The organism is Neisseria sp. P0024.S006, assembly GCF_051956595.1.
Lineage (GTDB): Bacteria > Pseudomonadota > Gammaproteobacteria > Burkholderiales > Neisseriaceae > Neisseria.
Genome location: NZ_JBQCXH010000006.1, coordinates 13590 through 36482, shown reverse-complemented (window position 1 = coordinate 36482; position 22893 = coordinate 13590). Strand labels below are relative to the sequence as shown.

Below are 22893 nucleotides of genomic sequence, written 5' to 3'. Positions count from 1 at the left end.
TTTCTAACTATGCCGACAAAAGACAAATATTTCGAGGAATACAGTGCGCTGGCTACCTTGCCTTTACGCGATGTCGTGGTGTATCCGCATATGGTATTGCCGCTGTTCGTCGGTCGTCCTAAATCGATTGCAGCCCTTGAGGCGGCAATGGCTAATGATGATCCGGTTTTCCTGTTGGCCCAGCTTGACCCTAATACAGAAGACCCTAAAGCTGAAGATTTGCACCAAACTGGTACGGTTGCCCAAGTTTTGCAGGTTTTGAAGCTGCCTGACGGCACCGTTAAAGTGTTGGTAGAAGGTATCCGTCGTGCGCGCGCATTGACGGTTGACGAAACAGGCGGACTGTTTTTATCCCATGTGGAGGCGATTGATGAAAACAGCGACAAGGACAATCCCGAAATTGAAGCCTTGCGCCGTACCTTGCTGACTCAATTTGAGCAATATGCGAAATTGAACAAAAAAATCCCTGCCGAAGTTATCAGTACCATCAGCAGTATCGATGACAACAGCCGTCTTGCCGATACTATTGCCGCGCATTTGCAGCTGAAATTAGAGCAGCGTCAATATGTACTGGAGACTGCCGGCATTGTTGACCGTTTGGAATTTCTGCTGGCGCAGTTGGAAGCCGAACTCGATATCATGCAGGTCGAGAAACGCATCCGTGGCCGTGTGAAACGTCAAATGGAAAAATCCCAACGTGAGTATTACTTGAATGAGCAAGTCAAAGCGATTCAGAAAGAATTGGGCGAAGAAGACGAGCGCGACGAGCTGGATGCGCTGGAAAACAAAATCAAAGAAGCAGGCATGAGCAAAGAGGCTGAAGAAAAATGTCTGTCTGAATTGAAAAAACTGAAAATGATGCCGCCGATGTCTGCGGAATCTACCGTCGTGCGCAACTATATCGATACTTTGCTTGAGCTGCCGTGGGAGAAAAAATCCCGTGTCAGCAAAGATATTGCCAAGGCTGATTTGATTTTGAATGCCGACCACTATGGTTTGGAAAAAGTCAAAGAGCGCATTTTGGAATATTTGGCTGTTCAAAAACGTATGGACAAGCTCAAAGGCCCGATTTTATGTCTGGTTGGCCCTCCGGGAGTAGGTAAAACTTCCTTGGGTGAGTCGATTGCCAAAGCCACAGGTCGCCAATATGTGCGTATGGCGTTGGGCGGCGTGCGTGATGAAAGCGAAATCCGAGGCCACCGCCGTACCTATATCGGCTCTATGCCGGGCAAAATCCTGCAAAACATGGCAAAAGCGGGTGTGAAAAATCCATTGTTCCTGCTTGATGAAATCGACAAAATGGGCAGCGATTTTCGTGGCGATCCGGCCAGTGCATTGCTTGAGGTGCTGGATCCTGAGCAAAACAATAAGTTCGCCGACCACTATGCCGAAGTCGATTATGATTTGAGCGATGTGATGTTTATTGCCACTTCAAACAGCTTGAATATCCCGACTCCGCTGCTTGACCGTATGGAAATTATCCGTTTGTCCGGTTATACGGAAGACGAAAAAATCAATATCGCCATGCAATACCTTGTGCCGAAACAAATGAAGCGCAATGGTGTAAAAGAGGGCGAATTGGTGGTTGATGAAAGTGCGGTGCGCGATATTATCCGTTACTACACCCGCGAGGCCGGTGTCCGCTCGTTGGATCGTGAAATTGCCAAAATCTGCCGTAAAGTGGTAATGCAGGTTACCTTGAATGAGGACAAGAAAAAAGCGTCCAAATCCAAAACAATAAGCAAGGCCAAGCCTAAAGCGATTAAAGTTACTGAGAAAAATCTGCATGACTATTTGGGCGTGCGCCGTTTTGACTATGGTGTGGCCGAAAGCGAAAACCGCATCGGTCAGGTAACCGGTTTGGCTTGGACTGAAGTCGGTGGCGAGTTGTTGACTGTTGAGGCAGTAGCTTTGCCGGGCAAAGGTACGATTCAATGTACCGGCCAACTGGGCGATGTCATGAAAGAATCGGTATCGGCCGCATGGTCGGTTGTCCGTTCCCGTGCTGAGTCAGTGGGTTTGGCTCCTGATTTTTACGAGAAAAAAGACATTCACGTCCATGTGCCTGAAGGTGCGACACCGAAAGACGGTCCGAGCGCAGGTATCGCCATGACTTTGGCGATGGTTTCTGCCTTCACCAAAATTCCAGTGCGTGCAGACGTGGCGATGACCGGTGAAATCACTTTGCGTGGCGAAGTGTTGCCGATCGGCGGTTTGAAAGAAAAACTGCTGGCTGCTTTGCGCGGCGGCATCAAGCATGTATTGATTCCGAAAGACAACGTCAAAGATTTGGAAGAAATCCCTGAAAATGTCAAAACCGGTCTGACCATCCATCCGGTCAAATGGATTGATGAAGTGTTGGCTTTGAGTCTGGAAACTCAGCCTGAGCAATGGGTTGCCGAATTGGCAGTTGCCGAGACCGTGCAAACTCCTAAGACAAAGTCAAGAACAAAAGCAACCAAGCATTAAGTTGGCCGTCTGATGTTGCAAAAAATGTGGTTTTGCCCTGAATGCCCCAAAAATAGGGCAATTCCACATTTTTTACTTGACATGATAATTTCAGAATTGCTATAAAGTGCGTATGTGCTTTGAAAGCGCTCAAGCCCCGAGTATTCGGGCATTTCATCATCTTTATACGATAGGAAGGGACTAATTGTGAACAAGTCTGAATTGATCGAAGCAATTGCTCAAGAAGCCGGCATTTCCAAATCTGCTGCGCAAAAAGCTTTGGATGCTACTACTAATGCCGTAACCAACGCATTGAAAAGCGGCGACACTGTTACTCTGGTCGGTTTCGGTACTTTCTACGTCGGCGAACGCGCCGAACGTCAAGGCCGCAACCCAAAAACTGGCGAGCCTTTGACTATTGCTGCTGCTAAAACTCCTAAATTCCGTGCCGGTAAAGCATTGAAAGACGCTCTGTAATTTAGAGTCTTTCCCTGAATGGGAATAAAAAACCGATTTGATTCGGTTTTTTATTTTGAAGGCCGTCTGAAACCTTTCAGACGGCCTTTAGTTTGTTGAGTGCATAAAAAGGCTGAAATCCTAATGATAAAAGGATTTTAGCCTTTTTAGTTTATCTTGTTACATTTGATTTTTATATTGATATACCTTATAATTAAGGGAAACAATAACAGTATTCAAAACAAACCGCACTTATCGAAAGAAGGGGCAAATAGCCATTCGTAAACAATCTTTCAAATGTGCTACACATTCATCATACTTCTCACGTTTTTTCAATAATCTATTTTTAAAACAAAAAGAAAAGAGAGACTTATGTCTGCTGTTCCTTTGTCGCGCCTGAAAAAAGGCGCAGTCGTACATATTGATTCCATTGCTCCCAATCCTGTTTTTGGTGATTTGGATACCTTGGTAACCCGTCGTCTTGCAGATTTGGGTTTTTCCAGCGGAATGCCGTTGCAAGTGATTGCAGTGGGTGGTTTTGGGAGAGGCCCGTTTGCGGTACGTTTGGGTAACCAATCTCAATTTTCCCTGCGTTCGGAAGAGGCCGGGAAGATTATGTGTCGTATCGTTGAGGCCGTTTAAGGCCGTCTGAAAGAATAAGGAAAAATGATGGAACTAAGCTATTTTGCCTTGATTGGCGCGCCAAACTGCGGCAAAACCGTTTTGTTCAACGGTTTGACCGGCTCACATGCCAAGGTTGCCAATTATCCGGGCGTAACTGTCGATAAGCGCGAGGGCGCCTTCCTCGACGACGAGGCCGTCCGCATTATCGACCTGCCGGGCACATACAGCCTACGCACGACCAGCCCCGACGAAGCGGTGGCGAAAGATGTAATGGTAGGCAAGATGGGCATTCCGCCCGATGCCATTATTGCCGTTGCCGACGCGACCAACCTGCGTATGACCCTGCGCATGATTTTGGAACTGAAAACGCTGGGACTGCCTATGGTGGTGTCGCTGAATTTGAGCGACGTGGCCCGCAAAAGGGGCTTGAATATCGACGCGGCCAAACTGAGCGAGTTGTTGGATGCACCTGTTTTGGAAACAGTTGCAGTGAGCGCGTCGGGTGTACAGGCTGTACGCGAAGCCGTGGCGAAGCTGCCGCGCAAACGCTCTTTCCCCGCAAACCCCGCCTCTGCCGAACGCACGCTCGATGCGCTGGATAGCGACAAACTTTATCAAGAAGTCGAATCGATTTTGGCACAAGTGGTACGCACCCAGATGACGCTGCCCGCATGGCACAAAAAACTCGACGACATCGTGCTGCACCCCGTCTGGGGCATGATTATGCTGCTGGTCATCCTGTTTATGGTGTTCCAAGCGGTTTACACATGGGCGGCGCCGATTATGGACGCCATCGAAGGTGGCTTTACCGCGCTGGGCGAATGGATAGGCGCCAACATGGAGCCGGGCATCCTCAGCGACTTGCTCGTCAACGGCGTCATTGCCGGTTTGGGCAGCGTGTTGGTGTTCCTGCCGCAGATTACGATTTTGTTTGCCTTTATCCTGCTATTGGAAGACTCAGGCTATCTGCCGCGTGCAGCCTTCCTGCTGGATAACATCATGGCAAAAAGCGGTTTGTCCGGCCGTTCGTTTATTCCCCTTTTGTCCAGCTTTGCCTGTGCCGTTCCTGCCGTGATGTCGGCGCGTACCATTAACGACCCGCGCGAACGCCTTGTTACCATCGCGGTTGCGCCGTTGCTGACTTGTTCCGCACGTTTGCCAGTGTATGCGCTGATTATCGCCGCTGTTATTCCTGACCGTACAGTGGGTGGGATTTTCAACCTGCAAGGCCTGACATTGTTTATTCTTTATATCGTAGGCATTCTGTCGGCTGCATTGGCAGCGTATATCATGAAACGCTTGGCGCGGATGAAAGGCAATGTGCAACAATTCCCACTTTTGATGGAATTGCCGACTTTCCGTACGCCTAACTTCAAACACATCATGACCAGCTTGTGGGATAGGGTAAAAGCCTTCCTGAAACGCGCGGGTACCATCATTTTTGCGTTGGCCGTGGTTCTGTGGGGCTTGGTAAGCTGGCCGCAACCGCCTGAAGGCGCAACCGGTGCCGCCATCGATTACAGCTTGGCAGGTACGCTTGGTCATGCTATTCAGCCGTTTTTTGCACCTTTGGGCTTTACTTGGGAAATGTGTATCGCCATGATTCCGGGTATCGCTGCACGTGAAGTAGTCGTTGCCGCTTTGGGTACCGTTTATGCCGTCAGCGCGTCGTCTGAAGATGCCGTACAAAACGCATTAATTCCCATCATACACAACAACTGGGGCTTGCCGACTGCCTTTGCCTTCTTGGCTTGGTATGTGTATGCTCCGATGTGTGCCGCGACTTTGACCGTGATTAGACGCGAAACCAAATCCACGAAAAATATGCTTATGATTACAGGCTATTTGTTCCTGATGGCTTATTTTGCCGCATTCGTGGTTTACCAAATTTCTTCAAGGATACTATCATCATGACTCAATATATTATCGTCGGCTTGATTATGCTCGCCTGCGTATTCTTCCTCTTGCGAAAATTCGTATTCAAACCGAAAAAACGCGACTGCAGCAGCGGCTGCGGCAAATGTGGCGGTTGCGGTTAAATAAAGAGGGTTAGGTAAAAGTAAAAGGCCGTCTGAAATGGTTTCAGACGGCCTTTTTTATTGCTCTATGGCTTTTCAGATTCAAAACTAGGTATCTAGGACTTAGCACTAAGATTTATTGAACGGGAAGCCTGAAATGTCCGGTGATAGTGTAGCGATAGAGAATATCGTCTTCACGGGTTCCAGAACCGATATTATGGATAATCAAAGGCCTGTCGCCGATTTTTCGATCGGAGACAATGCCGATATGGGGACGGTTGCCTTTTAGTTCCCAAGTTACAATATCGCCAGCTTGATAGTTTGTATCTTGGATGACCCAGCCTTGACGCGTGAAATAAGTCATTAGGTTAGGGACGCGGCGGTGGTCGATATTGGTATCGGGTTGTTTCAAACCCCAGCGTTTCGGATAGACAGAAAAGTTACGGCTCATGTCTTGATGAACAAGCTCTTGCAAATCTATATTTTGGTCACGCAAGGCACGGATGACCACGTCTGTGCAAACGCCTTTTTCCATCGGTACATCGCCCATTGGATATTTGAGCTTGGTATAAGCAGGGTCGTAGTGGAGGGTTTTGCCAATTTGGTTTCGTGCAGATTGGACAATTTGCGGTGATGGTCCTTCGGGTTCGGTAATCTTTTGTTGTAGGAAATTGGTATTAAAACTTGGGATAGAGTTGTGATGACGGGCAAAAAATATAGCTGTTGTAATCAGAAGGATGGAAAGCGCAATACTGAGAACTATGGGCTTAAAGAGAGTTTTGTGTTTCATGATATATGCACAGATTAGATGTTGTCTGCATTATTATCAGATTTTGGGGAGGCTTGGCAATGCATAATGGAAAAATGGTCTTGAGCAAGTATGTATTGGCTAATAATGGATGAGTGCTATTTGGGTATTATTAAAACGTTTTTTCGTAAATATAGATTTTAATTAGTACATGATAAAAGGCCGTCTGAAAACTTTTCAGACGGCCTTGGTTATTGGAGAAGGCTTATTTCAAGGCTTCTAACAGCTTCCCGTGTATTCCACCGAAACCACCGTTGCTCATGACCAAAATATGGTCGCCTGCTTCGGCATTTTTCACGATTTCGGCAACAAAGGTATCGAAGTCTTTGCCGACGTGCAGCTTGCCGCCTAAAGGTGCAAGAGCTTCGGCAACGTCCCAGTCCACGCCACCGGCGTAGCAGAACACTTGGTCTGCATCGTTTAAGCTTGCAGGTAGGGCGGCTTTCATTGTGCCAAGTTTCATGGTATTGGAACGCGGCTCGAGGACGGCGAGGATGCGTGCGTTACCGACACGTTGGCGCAGGCCTTCGATGGTGGTTTCGATGGCGGTCGGGTGGTGGGCAAAGTCGTCGTAAACAGTGATGCCGTTCACCGTGCCTTTGATTTCCATACGGCGTTTGACATTTTTAAACGCGCTCAAAGCTTCACAGGCCGTCTGAATATCGACGCCGGCATGACGTGCGGCAGAGATAACGGCGAGTGCGTTCATGCGGTTGTGTTCGCCCATCAGTTCCCAAGCGACGTGTCCGACTGTTTCGCCGTGATGGCGTACGTCGAACGAGCCGTCGGCATGGACACTACCAACCTGCCAGCCTTGTTCGGTACCGAATTTTTCTACGGGCGTCCAGCAGCCTTTGTCCAAAGTATCTTGCAGGCTTTGCTGCTGGCCATTGCAGACGATGAGGCCTTCAGACGGCACGGTGCGTACCAAATGATGGAATTGGGTTTGAATGGCGCCCAAATCGGCAAAAATGTCGGCGTGGTCGAATTCTAAATTGTTCAAAATGGCGGTACGCGGACGGTAGTGTACGAATTTGGAGCGTTTATCAAAAAAGGCGGTATCGTATTCGTCGGCTTCGATAACGAAGAATGGCGATTTTGAGTTAGGGTCTTGACGCGGAGTTTGCGGCAGACGGGCGGAAACGCTGAAGTTTTCCGGTACGCCGCCGATGAGGAAGCCCGGTGCAAGGCCGGCATATTCCAAGACCCATGCCAGCATGGAGGCTGTGGTCGTTTTGCCGTGTGTCCCTGCCACGCCGAGTACCCAGTGCTGGTGCAATACGTTTTCAGCAAGCCATTGCGGGCCGGAAATATAAGGCAGGCCTTTGTTCAAAATGGCTTCAATCACATCCATGCCGCGTTTGGCAACATTACCGATAACGTAAATATCGGCTTTAAATTTGTCCAATTGAGCGGCATCAAAGCCTTCGTGTACGTCAATGCCCAAGGCTTCGAGCTGGGTACTCATCGGCGGATACATCTTGGCATCGCAACCGCTGACTTTAAAACCTGCTTCTTTGGCAATAGCCGCTACGCCGCCCATAAATGTGCCGCCGATACCGATAATGTGGATGTGTTTCATGATAAGACTGTCTTTGGATAAATTAATTTTAAAGCCGTCATTATAACGGAGTTTGGATAAAGAAAGGGGTCGTCTGAAAAGTTAGGCAACAATAAGAATAGGAAACAAATACGAGGAATTTGATTTTAAAAGGAGGGCATTGAGGTTTTGCAAGTATGGGATTGGGGTTAGCCCTGCTTTGGAAAGAGTTATTTGATACGGTAAAGTTGTTCACGAAGGTCAGGTGAAGCATTGCCTTGAATTCCTCCATACTTGATGGCGTGAGGTTTTCGGTAACTGGTTTATTTGGATAGACTTTAGAAAATGGATGGTTGTTGTTATTAAAATAATGCCGTCTGAGAAATAAGTCTTGATTAAAACAAGTCATGACTTTTTTCAGACGGCATTTATATCCTGTGTTTTACGATTTCTATTAAAGTGCTGCTTCTGAGCGTTCTCCGGTACGAATACGGATGGCTTCTTCAACCGGATAAATGAAGATTTTACCGTCACCGATTTTGCCGGAATGCGCGGTTTCCAAGATGGCATCAACAGCTTGATCAACTTTATCGTCAGCCAATACCAATTCGATTTTTACTTTGGGCAGGAAATCAACTGCGTATTCTGCGCCGCGATAAATTTCTGTGTGGCCTTTTTGGCGGCCGAAACCTTTGACTTCGCTGACGGTCATGCCGGTAATGCCGATTTCAGTTAGGATTTCGCGTACATCGTCGAGTTTGAAAGGTTTGATAATAGCTTCGATTTTTTTCATATTGAGTCTCCTTATTTGCGAAAAGGCCGTCTGAAACATTCAGACGGCCTTTGTTCCATCAAGTTCGTTCAAATTTTATTTGAGTGAACTTATTTCTTTTTCTGAGCAGGCAGGTCGGTACATACGCCCAATGCCACTTCCGCAGCCATACCGATGGATTCGCCCAGGGTTGGGTGTGGGTGGATGGTTTTGCCGATATCGGCTGCATCACAGCCCATTTCAATCGCCAAGCAGACTTCGCCGATCATATCGCCGCCGTTAGGACCAACGATACCGCCGCCGATGATGCGGCCGGTTTCAGCATCAAAAATCAGCTTGGTGAAACCATTGTCGCAACCGTTGGCAATTGCACGGCCGGAAGCAGCCCATGGGAAGTTGGCTTTGGTGATTTTGCGGCCGGAGGCTTTGGCAGACAACTCGGTTTCGCCAACCCATGCCACTTCAGGAGAAGTGTAGGCAACGCCCGGAATAACGCGCGCGTCGAAGTAGGCTTTGTGGCCGGCACAGTTTTCAGCGGCAACGTGGCCTTCGTGAACGGCTTTGTGTGCCAACATCGGTTGACCGACGATGTCGCCGATAGCGTAGATGTGCGGCACGTTGGTACGCATTTGTTTGTCTACTTCGATGAAGCCGCGGTCAGTTACAGCAACACCGGCTTTCTCAGCGCTGATCAGTTTGCCGTTAGGCGCACGACCGGCGGCAACCAGTACGGCATCGTAACGTTGTGGCTCTTTAGGCGCATTTGCACCTTCAAAGGTAACGTAAACACCGTCTTCTTTAGGCTCAACAGCAACAGTTTTGGTGTTGATCATGATGTTGTCAAAACGATATTCGTTTTGTTTTTGCCATACTTTAACCAAGTCGCGGTCTGCGCCTTGCATCAGGCCGTCCATCATTTCAACAACATCTAGGCGAGCCCCCAAAGTGCTGTAAACCGTACCCATTTCGAGACCGATAATACCGCCGCCGATGATCAACAGTTTGCCCGGTACTTCTTTCAGAGCCAGTGCACCGCTGGAATCGATGATGCGTGGATCTTCAGGAATAAAAGGCAGTTTGGTTACGCGGCTGCCTGCTGCAATGATACAGTTTTTGAAGGCAACGATTTTTTTCTCGCCGGTAGGGGTCGCTTGCTCGTACACGTCGCCGGTAGTCAGCGACACTTCCAAGTGGTGAGGATCCAAGAATTGACCGTCGCCTTGGATAACGTCCACTTTACGGCCTTTGGCCATACCTGCCAAGCCGGTAGTCAGGCGGGAAACCACGCCGTCTTTGTAAGCGCGCAGCATGTCGATATCGAGTTCTGGCTCTGGGTATTTGATACCGTTGGCAGCCAAGTGACGTACTTCATCGATAACGGCAGCGTTGTGCAACAAAGCTTTAGAAGGGATACAGCCGACGTTCAAGCAAACGCCGCCCAAAGTTTTGTAACGCTCGACGATGGCAACTTTCAAGCCTTCGTCAGCAGCGGCAAATGCAGCGGAATAACCGCCGGGGCCGCCACCCAATACGACCACATCGTATTCAGCATCGGCAGAACCGCCAAATTGTGCAGCTTGAGGAGCTGGAGCAGCAGCTTTAGGTGCTTCTTGTGCAGGAGCAGCTGGTGTTTCGACTTTAGGAGCGGCAGCCGCACCTTCGGCTTCAACGACTGCAATCAAGCCGCCTTCGGAGATTTTATCGCCGACTTTAACTTTAACTTCTTTAACGACACCTGCAACTTCGGCAGGTACGTCCATAGTGGCTTTATCGGTTTCCAAAGTAATCAGGGTATCGTCCACAGCAATGGTGTCGCCTACATTTACTTCAACCGCAATAATATCTACGTTTTCGTGACCGCCAATGTCGGGCACTTTTAATTCAACTAAGCTCATGTCTAATCTTTCTGAATGATGTTCGGACTTCTTTTTTCAGACGGCCTGAGTAAAAAGGCCGTCTGAAAATGCTCGGATTACAGAGTAATGCGGCGGAAGTCTTTCAACAGGTTGGCCAGGAATACGGTAAAGCGCATACCGGCAGCACCGTCGATGACGCGGTGGTCGAAGGACAGGCTCAATGGGCACATCAGGCGAGGAGCGAATTCTTTGCCGTTCCAAACCGGTTTGATTTGGGATTTGCACACGCCCAAGATAGCAACTTCAGGAGCATTCACGATCGGCGTGAAGCCTGTGCCGCCGATACCGCCCAAGCTGGAAATAGTAAAGCATGCACCTTGCATTTCTTGTGGTTTGAGCTTGCCTTCGCGGGCTTTTTTAGACAATTCGGTCAGCTCTTGGCTGATTTGTTTCAAGCCTTTTTGATCCACGTCTTTAATTACTGGAACAACCAAGCCGTTTGGTGTGTCGGCTGCGAAACCGATATTGAAGTAGTTTTTCAGCACCAAGTTGTCGCCATCCAGAGAGGCGTTAAATTCAGGGAAGGCTTTCAGCGCAGCAACAGAGGCTTTGATGATGAACGCTAACGGAGACAGTTTCACGCCTTCGCGTTCCCATTCTTTGTTCAGTTGTTTACGGAATTCTTCCAATTCGGTCATGTCCGCTTCTTCGTGTACGGTAACGTGAGGAATCACAACCCAGTTGCGAGAAAGGTTTTGACCGGAGATTTTCTTAATGCGAGACAGTTCTTTAACTTCGACGCTGCCGAATTTAGAGAAGTCGACTTTAGGCCATGGCAACAAGTCCAGACCACCGCCCAAAGAGGCAGCAGCAGGTTTGCCTGCACCGCTTTGCATAACGGATTTAACGAAGGCTTTAACGTCTTCGCCCATGATACGGCCTTTCAGACCGGTACCTTTGACTTGGCCCAAATCTACGCCCAATTCGCGCGCCAGTTTGCGTGCGGAAGGACCTGCATGAGCTTTTGCAAATGCAGCTTCGTCAATTTTGGCAGCTGCAGGTGCAGCCGGAGCAGGCGTAGCGGCTGGTGCAGGTGCGGCAGTAGGAGCAGCGGTTGGTGCAGGTGCGGCAGCTTGAGCGGCAGGAGCAGGAGCAGCTGCGGCGGAACCGGCGGTTTCTACTTCGATAATAGCGGAGCCTTCAGATACTTTGTCGCCAACTTTTACAAATACGGCTTTAACCACACCGGCTTCTGTACATGGTACGTCCATAGTGGCTTTGTCGGTTTCCAAAGTAATCAGAGTGTCGTCAACGGCAACAGTGTCGCCAACTTTAATTTCAACGGCAATAATGTCTACATCTGTATGATCGCCAATATCCGGTACAACAACTTTTACAGTTGCACCGCCTGCAGGAGCGGCTGCAGGCGCAGTAGCTGGAGCTGCAGGAGCTTCAGCTGTAGGAGCCGGAACTGCATCGGCAGCGGCGGCATCGGTTTCAACGGTCAGAATAACGCCGCCTTCAGAGATTTTATCGCCAACTTTAACTTTAACTTCTTTCACGACACCAGCTGCATCGGCAGGTACGTCCATAGTGGCTTTGTCGGTTTCTAAAGTAATCAGGGTGTCGTCAACGGCAATGGTGTCGCCTGCTTTAACTTCTACAGCGATGATGTCGACGTTTTCATGACCACCGATATCAGGGACTTTGATTTCTACGATACTCATTTGAGTTCCTTTAATATTTTCAGTTTGATGCCGCCTGAAAACTGTTTCACACGGCATCGGTACAGTTTGTCTGTTCAAACCATTCAAACATTTGGTTTTCAGACGGCCTAATGTTGGCATGAAGCAAATAGGCCGTCTGAAACATCAATTAGCGTTTCCAGCTAGGAGCTGCATCGGCTTTGATGCCATATTTTTCAATAGCTTGTTGAACGGTTTCTTTGCTGACTTTGCCTTGTTCGGCCAATGCGCTCAATGCAGCAACGGCAACGTTGTAGCGGTCAACTTCGAAGAAGCTGCGCAGGTTGGCACGGCTGTCGGAACGACCGAAGCCATCGGTACCCAAGACGTGGTAGTCGTTAGGGATGTAGGCACGAATACGGTCGGCATAGCTGCGGATGTAGTCGGTAGCGGCAATAACCGGACCGTCATGACCTTGCAGTTGAGAAGTAACAAACGGTACTTTTGCAGTTTCCAATGGGTTCAGACGATTGAAGCGTTCCACTTCGATGGCATCGCGGTGCAGCTGGTTGAATGATGGGCAAGACCAGATGTCTGCTTCTACGCCGAAGTCGGCTTTCAACAATTCGGCACCGGCAATGACTTCTTGCAGGATGGTACCGGAACCCATCAATTGGACTTTTTTATCGCCTTTGCCGCCGGCTTTCAGCAAGTACATACCTTTCAGGATGTCTTGTTCTACGCCTTCAGGCATGTCCGGATGGGTGTAGTTTTCATTCATTAGGGTGATGTAGTAGAACACGTCTTCGTGGTTAACATACATGCGGCGCAAGCCATCGTGTACGATAACGGCTACTTCATATTGGAATGTTGGATCGTAAGTTACACAGTTTGGAATCAAGTCTGCTTGAATGTGGCTGTGGCCGTCTTCGTGTTGCAAACCTTCGCCATTCAGTGTTGTACGGCCGGCTGTACCACCCAACAGGAAGCCGCGTGCATGCATATCGCCTGCTGCCCATGCTAAGTCGCCAACGCGTTGGAAACCGAACATAGAGTAGTAGATGTAGAAAGGAATCATGGCAAAGTCGTTGTTTGCGTAGCTGGTCGCAGCAGCAATCCAGTCAGCCATGGCACCTGGTTCGTTAATACCTTCTTGCAAGATTTGACCGTCAACAGACTCTTTATAGAACATCAGTTGGTCTTTATCTTGAGGAGTGTATTGTTGGCCTTTAGGGTTCCAAATACCGTATTGGCGGAACATACCTTCCATACCGAACGTACGGCTTTCATCAGGAACGATAGGCACCACGCGTTTGCCGATTTTTTTGTCTTTCAGCAAAGTAGACAGGATACGGACGAAAGCCATGGTGGTTGAGAATTCACGGTCACCGCTGGATTTCAGTTGAGTCTCAAATGCTGACAACTCAGGCACTTCCAGAACTTCTTGGGTAGGTTTACGTTGAGGCAGGTAGCCACCCAAAGCTTCACGGCGTGCATGCAGGTATTTGTATTCTTCGCTGTCAGGAGCAAAAGTCAGGTAAGGCAGGTCGCCGCTTTCGATTTGTTCGTCAGTTACAGGAATGTCAAAGCGGTCACGGAATTGTTTCAGAGAAGCTTTGTCCATTTTTTTAGCTTGGTGGGCAACGTTTTGACCTTCGCCGGATGCACCCATGCCGTAACCTTTAATGGTTTTCGCCAAGATTACAGTAGGTTTGCCGTCAGCGTGGTTCACTGCGCGGTCGTAAGCGTTGTACACTTTTTGAGGGTCATGACCACCGCGGTTCAACGCCCAAATTTGCTCATCGGTCATATCGGCGACCAATGCTTTCAGTTCAGGTGTATTGAAGAAGTGTTCGCGAACGTATGCACCGTCTTTGGATTTGTAAGTTTGGTAGTCACCGTCCAGGCACTCTTCCATACGTTTGCGCAGGATGCCATCTTTGTCTTTTGCCAAGAGGCGGTCCCAACGACGACCCCAGATGACTTTCACAACATTCCAGCCAGCGCCGGCAAAGTTGCCTTCCAGCTCTTGAATGATTTTGCCGTTACCACGTACTGGACCGTCCAAACGTTGCAGGTTACAGTTGATGACGAATACCAAGTTATCCAAGCCTTCGCGTGAAGCCAGAGCAATAGCACCTTGGCTTTCAGGTTCGTCCATTTCGCCGTCGCCACAGAATACCCATACTTTACGGCCTTTGGTTTTAGCCAGGCCGCGAGATTCCAAGTATTTCAGGAAACGGGCTTGGTAAATCGCCATCAATGGGCCAAGACCCATAGATACGGTTGGGAATTGCCAGAAGTCAGGCAACAGGTGAGGGTGAGGGTAAGAAGGCAGACCTTTACCGTCAACTTCTTGACGGAAGTTGTTCAATTGGTCTTCAGTCAGACGGCCTTCAACGAAAGCACGTGCATAAATGCCAGGAGCAGCATGACCTTGGAAGAATATCAAGTCGCCTTCTTCGCCTTCGCCTTTGGCTTTCCAGAAGTGGTTAAAGCCGACTTCGTACATGGTCGCAGCAGATTGGAAAGATGCAATGTGTCCACCCAATTCCAAATCTTTTTTACCTGCGCGCAATACGATGGCCGCGGCATTCCAACGTACGAAAGCACGAATGCGGTGCTCGATATTTTGGTCACCAGGAATGCCTTTTTCGTTTTCAACGGAAACAGTATTCAAATATGGAGTAGTGGTGCCGTGAGGCATGCGGATGCCTTTGTCACGGCTGTATTTGACCAAACTTTCCAGCAGGTATTGGGCGCGTTCGCTGCCTTCATATTCTAAAACAGAGCTTAACGCGTCTAACCATTCTTTGGTTTCAATTGGGTCAACATCGTGTAATTGGGTGGACATAATATCTATCCTTGTGTTGAGTGTTTTTCAATGACGGAGTAGTACCCCGATATTTTCGTTTGTGAACAAATACGGCTTATAAACGAAAATTCCAAGAGTCAAATTCGAAAAAATTTTAATTATTTAAATATTTTCAATACGTTATATTAAGCAATGAAAATTCTGAAAAATTAAAATTTTTTGCAAACTGGCTAACCTGCAAATGCTATCAGTAATTGGGCAAACTGGCAAATCGCGCTGTTGATATTAATAGGAGGGTAGAGGTTGAATTGATGATTTTTTGAGAGTGCCCTTATGATGATTTTTAAATTGAAATATTAAACAGACACGGTAAAAAATCTCTGTTGTTTTGATGAATAAATTCGAATACGAAAATTAATTTTCAAAATTTGTCTAAAATCGAAGATTAAATTTAGACTTTGAGTTTGGAAAAGAAAATTAGACCGTGTCATTTTTTACAAGCGAATGGGCCGTCTGAAGATTTTGGAAGAGGTTAAGAAAGAGTGAAATTCTAAGAGGACGATGATTGAGAAAGGGAAAATTAAAAAAATGACATGCACAGGCTGGTTGAATAGCTGGACATGTCATTTATTAGTAGTCTGAGAATTTCAGACGGTCTTTAAACTGCAGAGGATTTTTGAGCAAATTGCTTCCATTGAGCTAAAAGCTCTTTGAGAACATCTTGCTGCTCATGTCCATGTTGGATGGCTTCTTGCAGCCAAAAACATGCGTTATTGATGTCTTTCTCTACACCCAGGCCGTGGTAATACAGACAGGCAAGATTATATTGAGCCATTGTATCCCTTTGTTTGGCTGCCGCTTCAAACCATTTCGCCGCTTGGGCATAATCGACAGGTACGCCTTGTCCGCTGTAATACATCATACCAAGATTGGTTTGTGATTTGCTGTGTCCTCGTTCTGCAGACTGAAGGTATAGCTCCAGTGCTTCGGCATAATTTTGTTGGCGTTTTAAACCATAGTGGGCCGCAAATGCCAGTTTGTATAGGCGCTCGGCCTCTTGGCGTTGGAGGGCGATTTCTTTGGTCAGCTCGTAGTTTTGCTGGTTATTCAACGCGCTGTCAGATAGAAGTTTTTGGTAAGCGACAAGATTGCCTAAGTCGGCTGCGCGTTGATAATACTGACGGGCGGTGTCTGCATCAACTGCTCGTCCCAATCCGTAGCGATGGATATCTCCCAAAAGGCGCAAGCCTTCCGGATCATTTTGATCCGCAGCAGACTTAGCGTGTTGATAGGCCTTTTGAGGGTCTCGCTCAGTGTTTTTTCCCAAAAGATAGATTTCGGCAAGCGCTACATGCGCATTGCTGTCTCCTTGTTCTGCCGCTTTTTCAAACCATTCTAATGCCTCGGCAGGGTTTGATGCCGACAAGAGTTCTGCAAGAGAAGTTTGAGCCGGAACAATGTCGTAATTGGCGGCAATGCGTAAATGTTCGATTGCTTTTTCAGGATTTTGTGCGACACCTTGCCCCAATTTATATTGAAGACCAAGTTGCCAGTGTGCTGCAATAAATCCCTGTGCGGCAGATTGCTGGTAGAGTTTATGGGAATATTCTAAATCGGGGGTGCTTGAGTATTGGTAGTGTTGGGCTAAGAAATATTGCGCCTGAGGGTTTTGTTGCTCGGCAGCTTTCAATGCCCATTTGACTGCTTGCTGTTCATTGCCGCTATCCGCATATAAACGCATCAGGCGTAGCTGGGCCGGGACCAAGCCTTCTTCGGCAAGTTCTTGATAGGCTGAAATAAGCGTTTCTACTTCTGCGCCGTTATTTTCTTGTAATTGGAGAAGATTGTAGCGGGCATAGGGATGACCGGCTCTTGCCGCTTGTTTTAAATATTCAACTGCAATTGCCAAATCTTGTTCGTTTTCGTGGTTTTCAAACAGGCATCCTGCCAGCTGAAATGCAGCCTCGATATGTCCCGCCTCTGCTGCTTCGCAGAGCAATGGAATAGCTTGCGCAAAGTCAGGCGAGTCTTGAGTAATTAATTTTTTTGCCAGAAGAAAAGATTCTTCATATTGTTGAGCATTCATCGTTTTTTATATTTATGAAGGATTCAAGGATAAAATAATCGGCCGACAGGGTGCGGCCGTTATGATTTTGTAATTTTGGGGTTATTTACAAAAACAGGCAACCGTATTTGTATTTTTATACTTAGAATAATGGAATAAATTGTTTTATGCTGCATAAATACAACAGAAGGTGGAATAAAGTGGGTTGAGAAAATACTTCTGCTGTTTGTTCAGTTCGAATTACTCTTCGTCCGGTTTTTTACGCCATAAAACAAGTAATTTACCAATGTGTTGAACCAGTTGGGCACCCAATGTTTCACACAGGGCATTGCAAATTTCAATACGTTCTGCACGGTCATCGCCAAAAACGCGGACTTTAATCAATTCGTGTGCTGTCAATGCGGCGTCGGTTTCTTTAATGACAGAGTCAGTCAAACCTTGTTGGCCAACCATAACGACAGGGTGGAGGTGATGTGCTTGGGCTTTCAAGGCCAAAATTTCTTTGGTGCTTAGTTTGTTGTCGCTCATTTTGATAAGTATCCAATTAAAAAGAATAATGGCTATATTGTACGCGATTTAGAACATTTACGGGGGAAATAACGTACAATACTGGTTTTTAACTTAAGCATTTCAAACCAAGATGGCTGTACGCTCAAAATCTTCAAAAGCATGGCTGCATGAGCATGTCAACGATCATTATGTCCATATGGCACAAAAGGATGGATATCGTGCCCGGGCGGCTTATAAATTATTGGAAATCAATCAGAAAGATAAATTGATCAAGCCGGGTACTGTCTTAGCGGATTTGGGTAGTGCGCCGGGTAGTTGGTCGCAGGTGGCAGCCAAGCTGGTCGGTAAAACAGGGGCGGTGTTTGCTTTGGATATTTTACCGATGGATGCGATTGATGGTGTGTCGTTTATTCAGGGAGACTTTAGGGAAGATGCTGTTTTGGAGCAGTTTGAAGCTTTGTTGGATAATCGCCCGTTAGACCTTGTAATCTGTGATATGGCACCCAATATGTCAGGCAATGCCGTAACAGACCAGGCACGCAGTTTTTACTTGTGTGAACTGGCTTTGGATTTTGCCTCGCAGCATTTGAAACCCGGAGGCAGTTTTTTGGTGAAGGTGTTTCAAGGCGCGGGCTATCAGGAATATACGGCGGCAATGCGCGAAATTTTTGCCAGTGTGCAAACTCGAAAGCCGGATGCTTCCCGCAATCGTTCCAGTGAGATTTACCTATTAGGCAAAAATAAACGCTGACAATGTAGGGTGGGTGCTTTAAAATTCTTTCCCTTGATTTTATTTATTTTGTAACCATGGAGCCTGTTCAGTGGGGAATACCATTAAAAACATATTAGTCTGGGTAGTGGGTGGGGCTATGCTTTTAGCAGCATTCAATGCACTCAGCGATAAGCAGGAAGATAAACAGCAAATCGAATATTCTCAATTTATTCAGCAAGTTAATAGTGGCGAAGTATCCAATGTCAATATCGAAGGATCTGTTGTCAGCGGCTATCTGATTAAAGGTGAGCGCACCGATAAAACTGCCTTCTATACCAATGCGCCTTTGGATGACAACTTGGTTAAAACACTGTTGGACAACAAAGTACGCGTCAAAGTAACTCCGGAAGAAAAACCAAGCATGCTGGCCAGTCTGTTTTACAGCCTGCTGCCTGTTTTGTTGTTGATTGGTGCATGGTTCTACTTCATGCGCATGCAAAGTGGCGGTGGCGGTAAAGGCGGTGCCTTCTCTTTTGGTAAAAGCCGTGCGCGTTTGTTGGATAAAGATTCCAATAAAGTGACTTTTGCCGATGTTGCAGGTTGTGATGAGGCAAAAGAAGAAGTACAAGAAATCGTAGATTATTTGAAAGCACCCAATCGTTATCAAAGCTTAGGCGGTCGTGTGCCGCGCGGTATTTTGTTGGCAGGCAGCCCCGGTACGGGTAAAACTTTGCTGGCCAAAGCGATTGCCGGTGAAGCCGGTGTGCCATTCTTCAGTATTTCAGGTTCTGACTTTGTGGAAATGTTTGTCGGTGTCGGTGCGAGCCGTGTCCGCGATATGTTCGAGCAGGCCAAGAAAAACGCACCATGCATCATCTTTATTGATGAAATTGATGCGGTCGGCCGTCAGCGCGGTGCCGGTTTGGGCGGTGGCAATGATGAGCGTGAGCAAACATTAAACCAATTGTTGGTTGAAATGGATGGTTTTGAAAGTAATCAAACCGTTATTGTGATTGCAGCAACCAACCGTCCTGATGTACTTGACCCTGCGTTGCAGCGTCCGGGTCGTTTTGACCGTCAAGTCGTTGTTCCATTGCCTGATATTCGTGGCCGTGAGCAAATCTTGAAAGTCCACGCTAAAAAAGTGCCTTTGGATGCATCTGTAGATTTAACTTCTTTAGCTCGCGGTACACCTGGTTTTTCAGGTGCGGATTTGGCAAACTTGGTCAATGAAGCAGCTTTGTTTGCGGGTCGTCGTAATAAGGTTAAAGTCGATCAAAGCGACTTTGAAGATGCTAAAGACAAAATCTATATGGGTCCGGAGCGTCGCAGCATGGTGATGCACGAAGATGAAAAACGTGCGACAGCCTATCATGAGGCTGGCCATGCAATCGTAGCGGAAAGCCTGCCGTTTACCGATCCGGTTCACAAAGTAACGATTATGCCGCGCGGCCGTGCCTTAGGTTTGACTTGGCAGCTGCCTGAGCGTGACCGCATCAGCATGTACAAAGACCAAATGTTGAGCCAGATCTCAATCTTGTTCGGTGGCCGTATTGCTGAAGATATTTTTGTCGGCCGTATCTCTACCGGTGCCTCTAATGACTTTGAGCGTGCAACTCAAATGGCACGCGAGATGGTAACGCGTTATGGTATGAGCGACAAAATGGGGGTGATGGTTTATGCTGAGAATGAAGGTGAAGTGTTCTTGGGTCGCAGTGTAACCCGTTCTCAAAATATTTCCGAGAAAACCCAACAAGATATCGATGCGGAAATCCGCCGTATTTTGGATGAGCAATACCAAGTGGCTTACAAAATCTTGGATGAAAATCGCGATAAGATGGAAACCATGTGCAAAGCGCTGATGGATTGGGAAACCATCGATCGAGACCAAGTTTTGGAAATTATGGCCGGTAAACAGCCTAGCCCGCCTAAAGATTACAGCCACAATGTCCGTGATGACAAAGTAGAAGAGCCTGAAGCGCCTGTTGCTGAAGCTGCCAAACCTGTTGAGCAAAATGAGGTTCAGACTGAGTCAGTAGAAGCAGACAAAACAGATAAATCTGTATAAGGTCTGAAACAGAAAACGGTAGCTTTTAAGCTACCGTTTTCTGTTTCAGGATAAGTTAAAGGCTGTCTGAAAAATTTTAGACGGCCTGATTTTATTTGGTTAATTACAAAACAGCTAAAGCAGCTTCGTAGTCAGGTTCATTCGCAATTTCAGAAACCAGCTCAGCGTGGAGAACTTGGTTTTGCTCGTTCAAAACCACAACTGCGCGGGCAGTCAGGCCGCGTAATGGGCTTCCTGTCAGTGTAACACCGTAATCGTTAGAAAAGCTGCTGCGGAATGTAGAAAGTGTCACTACGTTTTCCAAACCTTCTGCACCGCAGAAGCGGGCTTGTGCAAACGGTAAATCGGCAGAAATGCACAAGACGACGGTATTGTCCAAAGACGAGGCACGTTTGTTGAAAGTGCGGACGGACTGGGCACATACGCCGGTGTCAATGCTAGGGAAAATATTCAGCACTTTGCGTTTGCCTGCAAAGTCAGCCAATGATTTCTCAGATAGGTCTGCTGCTACCAATGTGAAATCAGGTGTAACTTGGCCGATAGCGGGCAAATTGCCGTTTGTAGAAATAGGAGAGCCTTGGAAAGTAACTTGAGCCATGATTCAGTCCTTATATCAGGGGTAAAATAGGATGGGCAGGATTTTAGTAATGACGGCGACGGAAATAGAACATGCCTTCGCTGTCAATTTCTAAAATATAGCGGCCGTTTTGGACGGCGGCATAACCGCTTTTGCCTTCGGTATAAGGCTGTAAAGCAGCGTGTGAAATCAGATAGTCGGTCAGTTTGCCGCCGTCTTGGGCAATATTGTCCACCATTTTTGCAAAGGCAGTGTGGCAGACGCCGTTGGTTGACCAGCCGGCTGAAACGCCTTTTTCATTTTTTTCCATGCATTGGCCGTTGATGACTTCTAAGTCGTTAGGGTGCTTGCCAATCAGATTGATAACGCCGCCCTCTATGCCGTTAATCGGATAGGTGCGTTGTTTTTTACCTTCTTTAGTTTCGCCTTCTTGAGCTGTACCCAAATCCAAACCGGATATGGCTTGTTCATCGATGTATTTGACTTTGAAGGTAGGTTTAGGCGCTTTGCCTGAAGCAGCATCATTGGCGGCAGTATCTTCAGACTTGCCGCCGCAGGCGGCCAATAAAAGGCTAAGTAGGATAAGAGGGAAGGTTTTTTTCATATGAGAAACCCTGAAAAATAGTGATATTTTGAAAAATAGCGAGATGATGGCCGTCTGAAATTTTCAGACGGCCTTGCTATTATTTCAACGGACGAATACCTACTGCATCGCGGACTTTATCCAACAATTCGCGTGCTTCTTTACGCGCTTTTTGTGCGCCGGCCTGCAAAATATCTTCAATTTGAGAGGGTTTGGCTGTCAACTCATTGTAACGCTCGCGCGGTTCTGCGAGTTCGGCATTGATTTTTGTGCCCAAGAGTTTCTTGGCTTCGCCCCAAGCAAGGCCTTTGGCCAGCATTTGTGTGAACTCGGCAGTTTCAGACGGCGTAGAGAAGGCTTTGTAGATTTCAAACAGAGGACTTTCATCAGGCTGTTTCGGTTCGCCGGGCTCTTTCATGTTGGTGATGATCTTGTTGACCGATTTTTGGGTTTTCTTGTCGTTTTCCCAAAGCGGAATGGTATTGCCGTAGGATTTGGACATTTTACGTCCGTCCAGGCCGACCAAAAGTTCGACATTTTCATCGATTTTTACTTCGGGCAGGGTAAAGAGCTCTTGGAAGCGATGATTGAAGCGTCCGGCAATATCGCGCGCCATTTCGACGTGTTGGATTTGGTCGCGACCGACAGGTACTTCATGGGCATTGAACATAAGGATGTCGGCAGTCATGAGGATAGGGTAGCTGTATAGGCCCATTTCCACGCCATGATCCGGATCTTCCTGATCGTTTTCGGTATTTGCCTGTACTGCGGCTTTGTAAGCGTGTGCGCGGTTCATCAGACCCTTTGCAGTAATACAGGTCAGAATCCAGTTCAATTCCATTACTTCAGGAATATCGCTTTGACGGTAGAAAGTGGTCTGTTCCGGATTGAGTCCGCAGGCGAGCCATGTGGCGGCAACAGCTTGAGTAGATTGATGAATCATTTCCGGCTCATGACATTTAATGATGCCGTGATAGTCGGCCAAAAAGAGGAATGATTCGGTATTGGCATCCTGCGCAGCACGGATAGCCGGGCGGATGGCGCCGACGTAGTTGCCCAAGTGCGGAATGCCTGTTGTGGTAACGCCTGTTAAAACTCGTTTTTTGCTCATGAAAGTATCCTTCGGCGCAAAGGCCGTCTGAAAATTAATATGTTGCCGATTATACCTGATTCTTCTTGATTTTTCAGACGGCCTTTTACGTATGGGACAACTGGAAAAGAAAAGTTATACACATAAAATCATAAAAATAAATCAATATAAAACAATAACATAAATTAAATTTACTATTTAATGAAAAAATAACTCTTGAGTTATCCACATTTGCGCTTATATAGGATTCAACGGAAATATATTTG

At 47.3% G+C, this 22893-nt stretch carries 18 protein-coding genes; 7 read left to right on the top strand and 11 right to left on the bottom strand.

Annotation, left to right across the window (positions count from 1 at the left end; translation table 11 throughout):
• Window positions 1-9: 9 nt before the first annotated feature.
• The 5 genes from lon to ACTHUF_RS10400 all read left to right on the top strand — a co-directional run bounded on the left by lon (window position 10) and on the right by ACTHUF_RS10400 (window position 5567).
• Entirely contained in the window at window positions 10-2469 is a 2460-nt protein-coding gene (gene lon, locus ACTHUF_RS10420; protein ID WP_440407633.1) for an endopeptidase La, read from the top strand.
• Between the two features lie 186 nt (window positions 2470-2655).
• The gene (locus ACTHUF_RS10415; protein WP_070625332.1) at window positions 2656-2925 is read left to right on the top strand and encodes an HU family DNA-binding protein; all 270 of its coding nucleotides are present in this window, start codon (window positions 2656-2658) and stop codon (window positions 2923-2925) included.
• Between the two features lie 351 nt (window positions 2926-3276).
• Entirely contained in the window at window positions 3277-3546 is a 270-nt protein-coding gene (locus ACTHUF_RS10410; RefSeq protein ID WP_003746882.1) for a FeoA family protein, read from the top strand.
• A gap of 27 nt (window positions 3547-3573) precedes the next feature.
• Entirely contained in the window at window positions 3574-5442 is a 1869-nt protein-coding gene (gene feoB, locus ACTHUF_RS10405; RefSeq protein ID WP_049336637.1) for a ferrous iron transporter B, read from the top strand.
• Window positions 5439-5567, top strand: coding sequence for a FeoB-associated Cys-rich membrane protein (locus ACTHUF_RS10400; protein WP_003683546.1), 129 nt, complete (start codon window positions 5439-5441; stop codon window positions 5565-5567). Before feoB ends, ACTHUF_RS10400 begins: the two co-directional genes overlap by 4 nt.
• Window positions 5568-5682: 115 nt before the next feature.
• Here the strand turns inward: ACTHUF_RS10400 and ACTHUF_RS10395 are convergent, their stop codons facing one another.
• The 8 genes from ACTHUF_RS10395 to yhbY form a co-directional block, all read right to left on the bottom strand.
• Window positions 5683-6336, bottom strand: a complete 654-nt coding sequence (locus tag ACTHUF_RS10395; protein WP_440407630.1) for a DUF1287 domain-containing protein — start codon at window positions 6334-6336, stop codon at window positions 5683-5685.
• A gap of 223 nt (window positions 6337-6559) precedes the next feature.
• Window positions 6560-7936 carry a UDP-N-acetylmuramate:L-alanyl-gamma-D-glutamyl-meso-diaminopimelate ligase gene (gene mpl, locus ACTHUF_RS10390; protein WP_440407629.1) on the bottom strand — a complete coding sequence of 459 codons (1377 nt, stop codon included), beginning with the start codon at window positions 7934-7936 and terminating at the stop codon, window positions 6560-6562.
• A 412-nt stretch (window positions 7937-8348) separates the two neighbouring features.
• Window positions 8349-8687 (bottom strand): P-II family nitrogen regulator, encoded by a 339-nt coding sequence (locus ACTHUF_RS10385; RefSeq protein ID WP_003683576.1) that lies wholly within the window; start codon window positions 8685-8687, stop codon window positions 8349-8351.
• 89 nt (window positions 8688-8776) lie between these two features.
• Complete coding sequence (gene lpdA / locus ACTHUF_RS10380; protein ID WP_440407627.1) at window positions 8777-10561, bottom strand: dihydrolipoyl dehydrogenase; 1785 nt, start codon at window positions 10559-10561, stop codon at window positions 8777-8779.
• Between the two features lie 77 nt (window positions 10562-10638).
• On the bottom strand, window positions 10639-12249 hold the full coding sequence (aceF, locus tag ACTHUF_RS10375; protein ID WP_440407625.1) for a dihydrolipoyllysine-residue acetyltransferase: 1611 nt from the start codon (window positions 12247-12249) through the stop codon (window positions 10639-10641).
• Window positions 12250-12397: 148 nt separating this feature from the next.
• The gene (aceE, locus tag ACTHUF_RS10370; RefSeq protein WP_440407623.1) at window positions 12398-15061 is read right to left on the bottom strand and encodes a pyruvate dehydrogenase (acetyl-transferring), homodimeric type; all 2664 of its coding nucleotides are present in this window, start codon (window positions 15059-15061) and stop codon (window positions 12398-12400) included.
• Between the two features lie 619 nt (window positions 15062-15680).
• Entirely contained in the window at window positions 15681-17108 is a 1428-nt protein-coding gene (locus ACTHUF_RS10365; protein ID WP_315093562.1) for a tetratricopeptide repeat protein, read from the bottom strand.
• Window positions 17109-17327: 219 nt separating this feature from the next.
• Window positions 17328-17615 carry a ribosome assembly RNA-binding protein YhbY gene (gene yhbY, locus ACTHUF_RS10360; RefSeq protein ID WP_049323205.1) on the bottom strand — a complete coding sequence of 96 codons (288 nt, stop codon included), beginning with the start codon at window positions 17613-17615 and terminating at the stop codon, window positions 17328-17330.
• A 112-nt stretch (window positions 17616-17727) separates the two neighbouring features.
• Here yhbY and rlmE point away from each other — a divergent pair, with 112 nt between their 5' ends.
• Both rlmE and ftsH read left to right on the top strand, forming a co-directional pair.
• On the top strand, window positions 17728-18348 hold the full coding sequence (gene rlmE / locus ACTHUF_RS10355; RefSeq protein ID WP_049323206.1) for a 23S rRNA (uridine(2552)-2'-O)-methyltransferase RlmE: 621 nt from the start codon (window positions 17728-17730) through the stop codon (window positions 18346-18348).
• Window positions 18349-18418: 70 nt separating this feature from the next.
• Entirely contained in the window at window positions 18419-20377 is a 1959-nt protein-coding gene (gene ftsH, locus ACTHUF_RS10350; RefSeq protein ID WP_315093557.1) for an ATP-dependent zinc metalloprotease FtsH, read from the top strand.
• Between the two features lie 103 nt (window positions 20378-20480).
• Here ftsH and tpx read toward each other — a convergent pair whose 3' ends face one another.
• From tpx to trpS, 3 genes are all read right to left on the bottom strand, one after another.
• Window positions 20481-20975 carry a thiol peroxidase gene (gene tpx / locus ACTHUF_RS10345; RefSeq protein WP_070850501.1) on the bottom strand — a complete coding sequence of 165 codons (495 nt, stop codon included), beginning with the start codon at window positions 20973-20975 and terminating at the stop codon, window positions 20481-20483.
• A 43-nt stretch (window positions 20976-21018) separates the two neighbouring features.
• Window positions 21019-21558 (bottom strand): hypothetical protein, encoded by a 540-nt coding sequence (locus tag ACTHUF_RS10340; RefSeq protein WP_070850499.1) that lies wholly within the window; start codon window positions 21556-21558, stop codon window positions 21019-21021.
• 79 nt (window positions 21559-21637) lie between these two features.
• Window positions 21638-22648: a tryptophan--tRNA ligase gene (gene trpS, locus ACTHUF_RS10335; RefSeq protein WP_070850497.1), complete on the bottom strand. Its 1011-nt coding sequence runs from the start codon at window positions 22646-22648 to the stop codon at window positions 21638-21640.
• Window positions 22649-22893 lie beyond the last annotated feature (245 nt).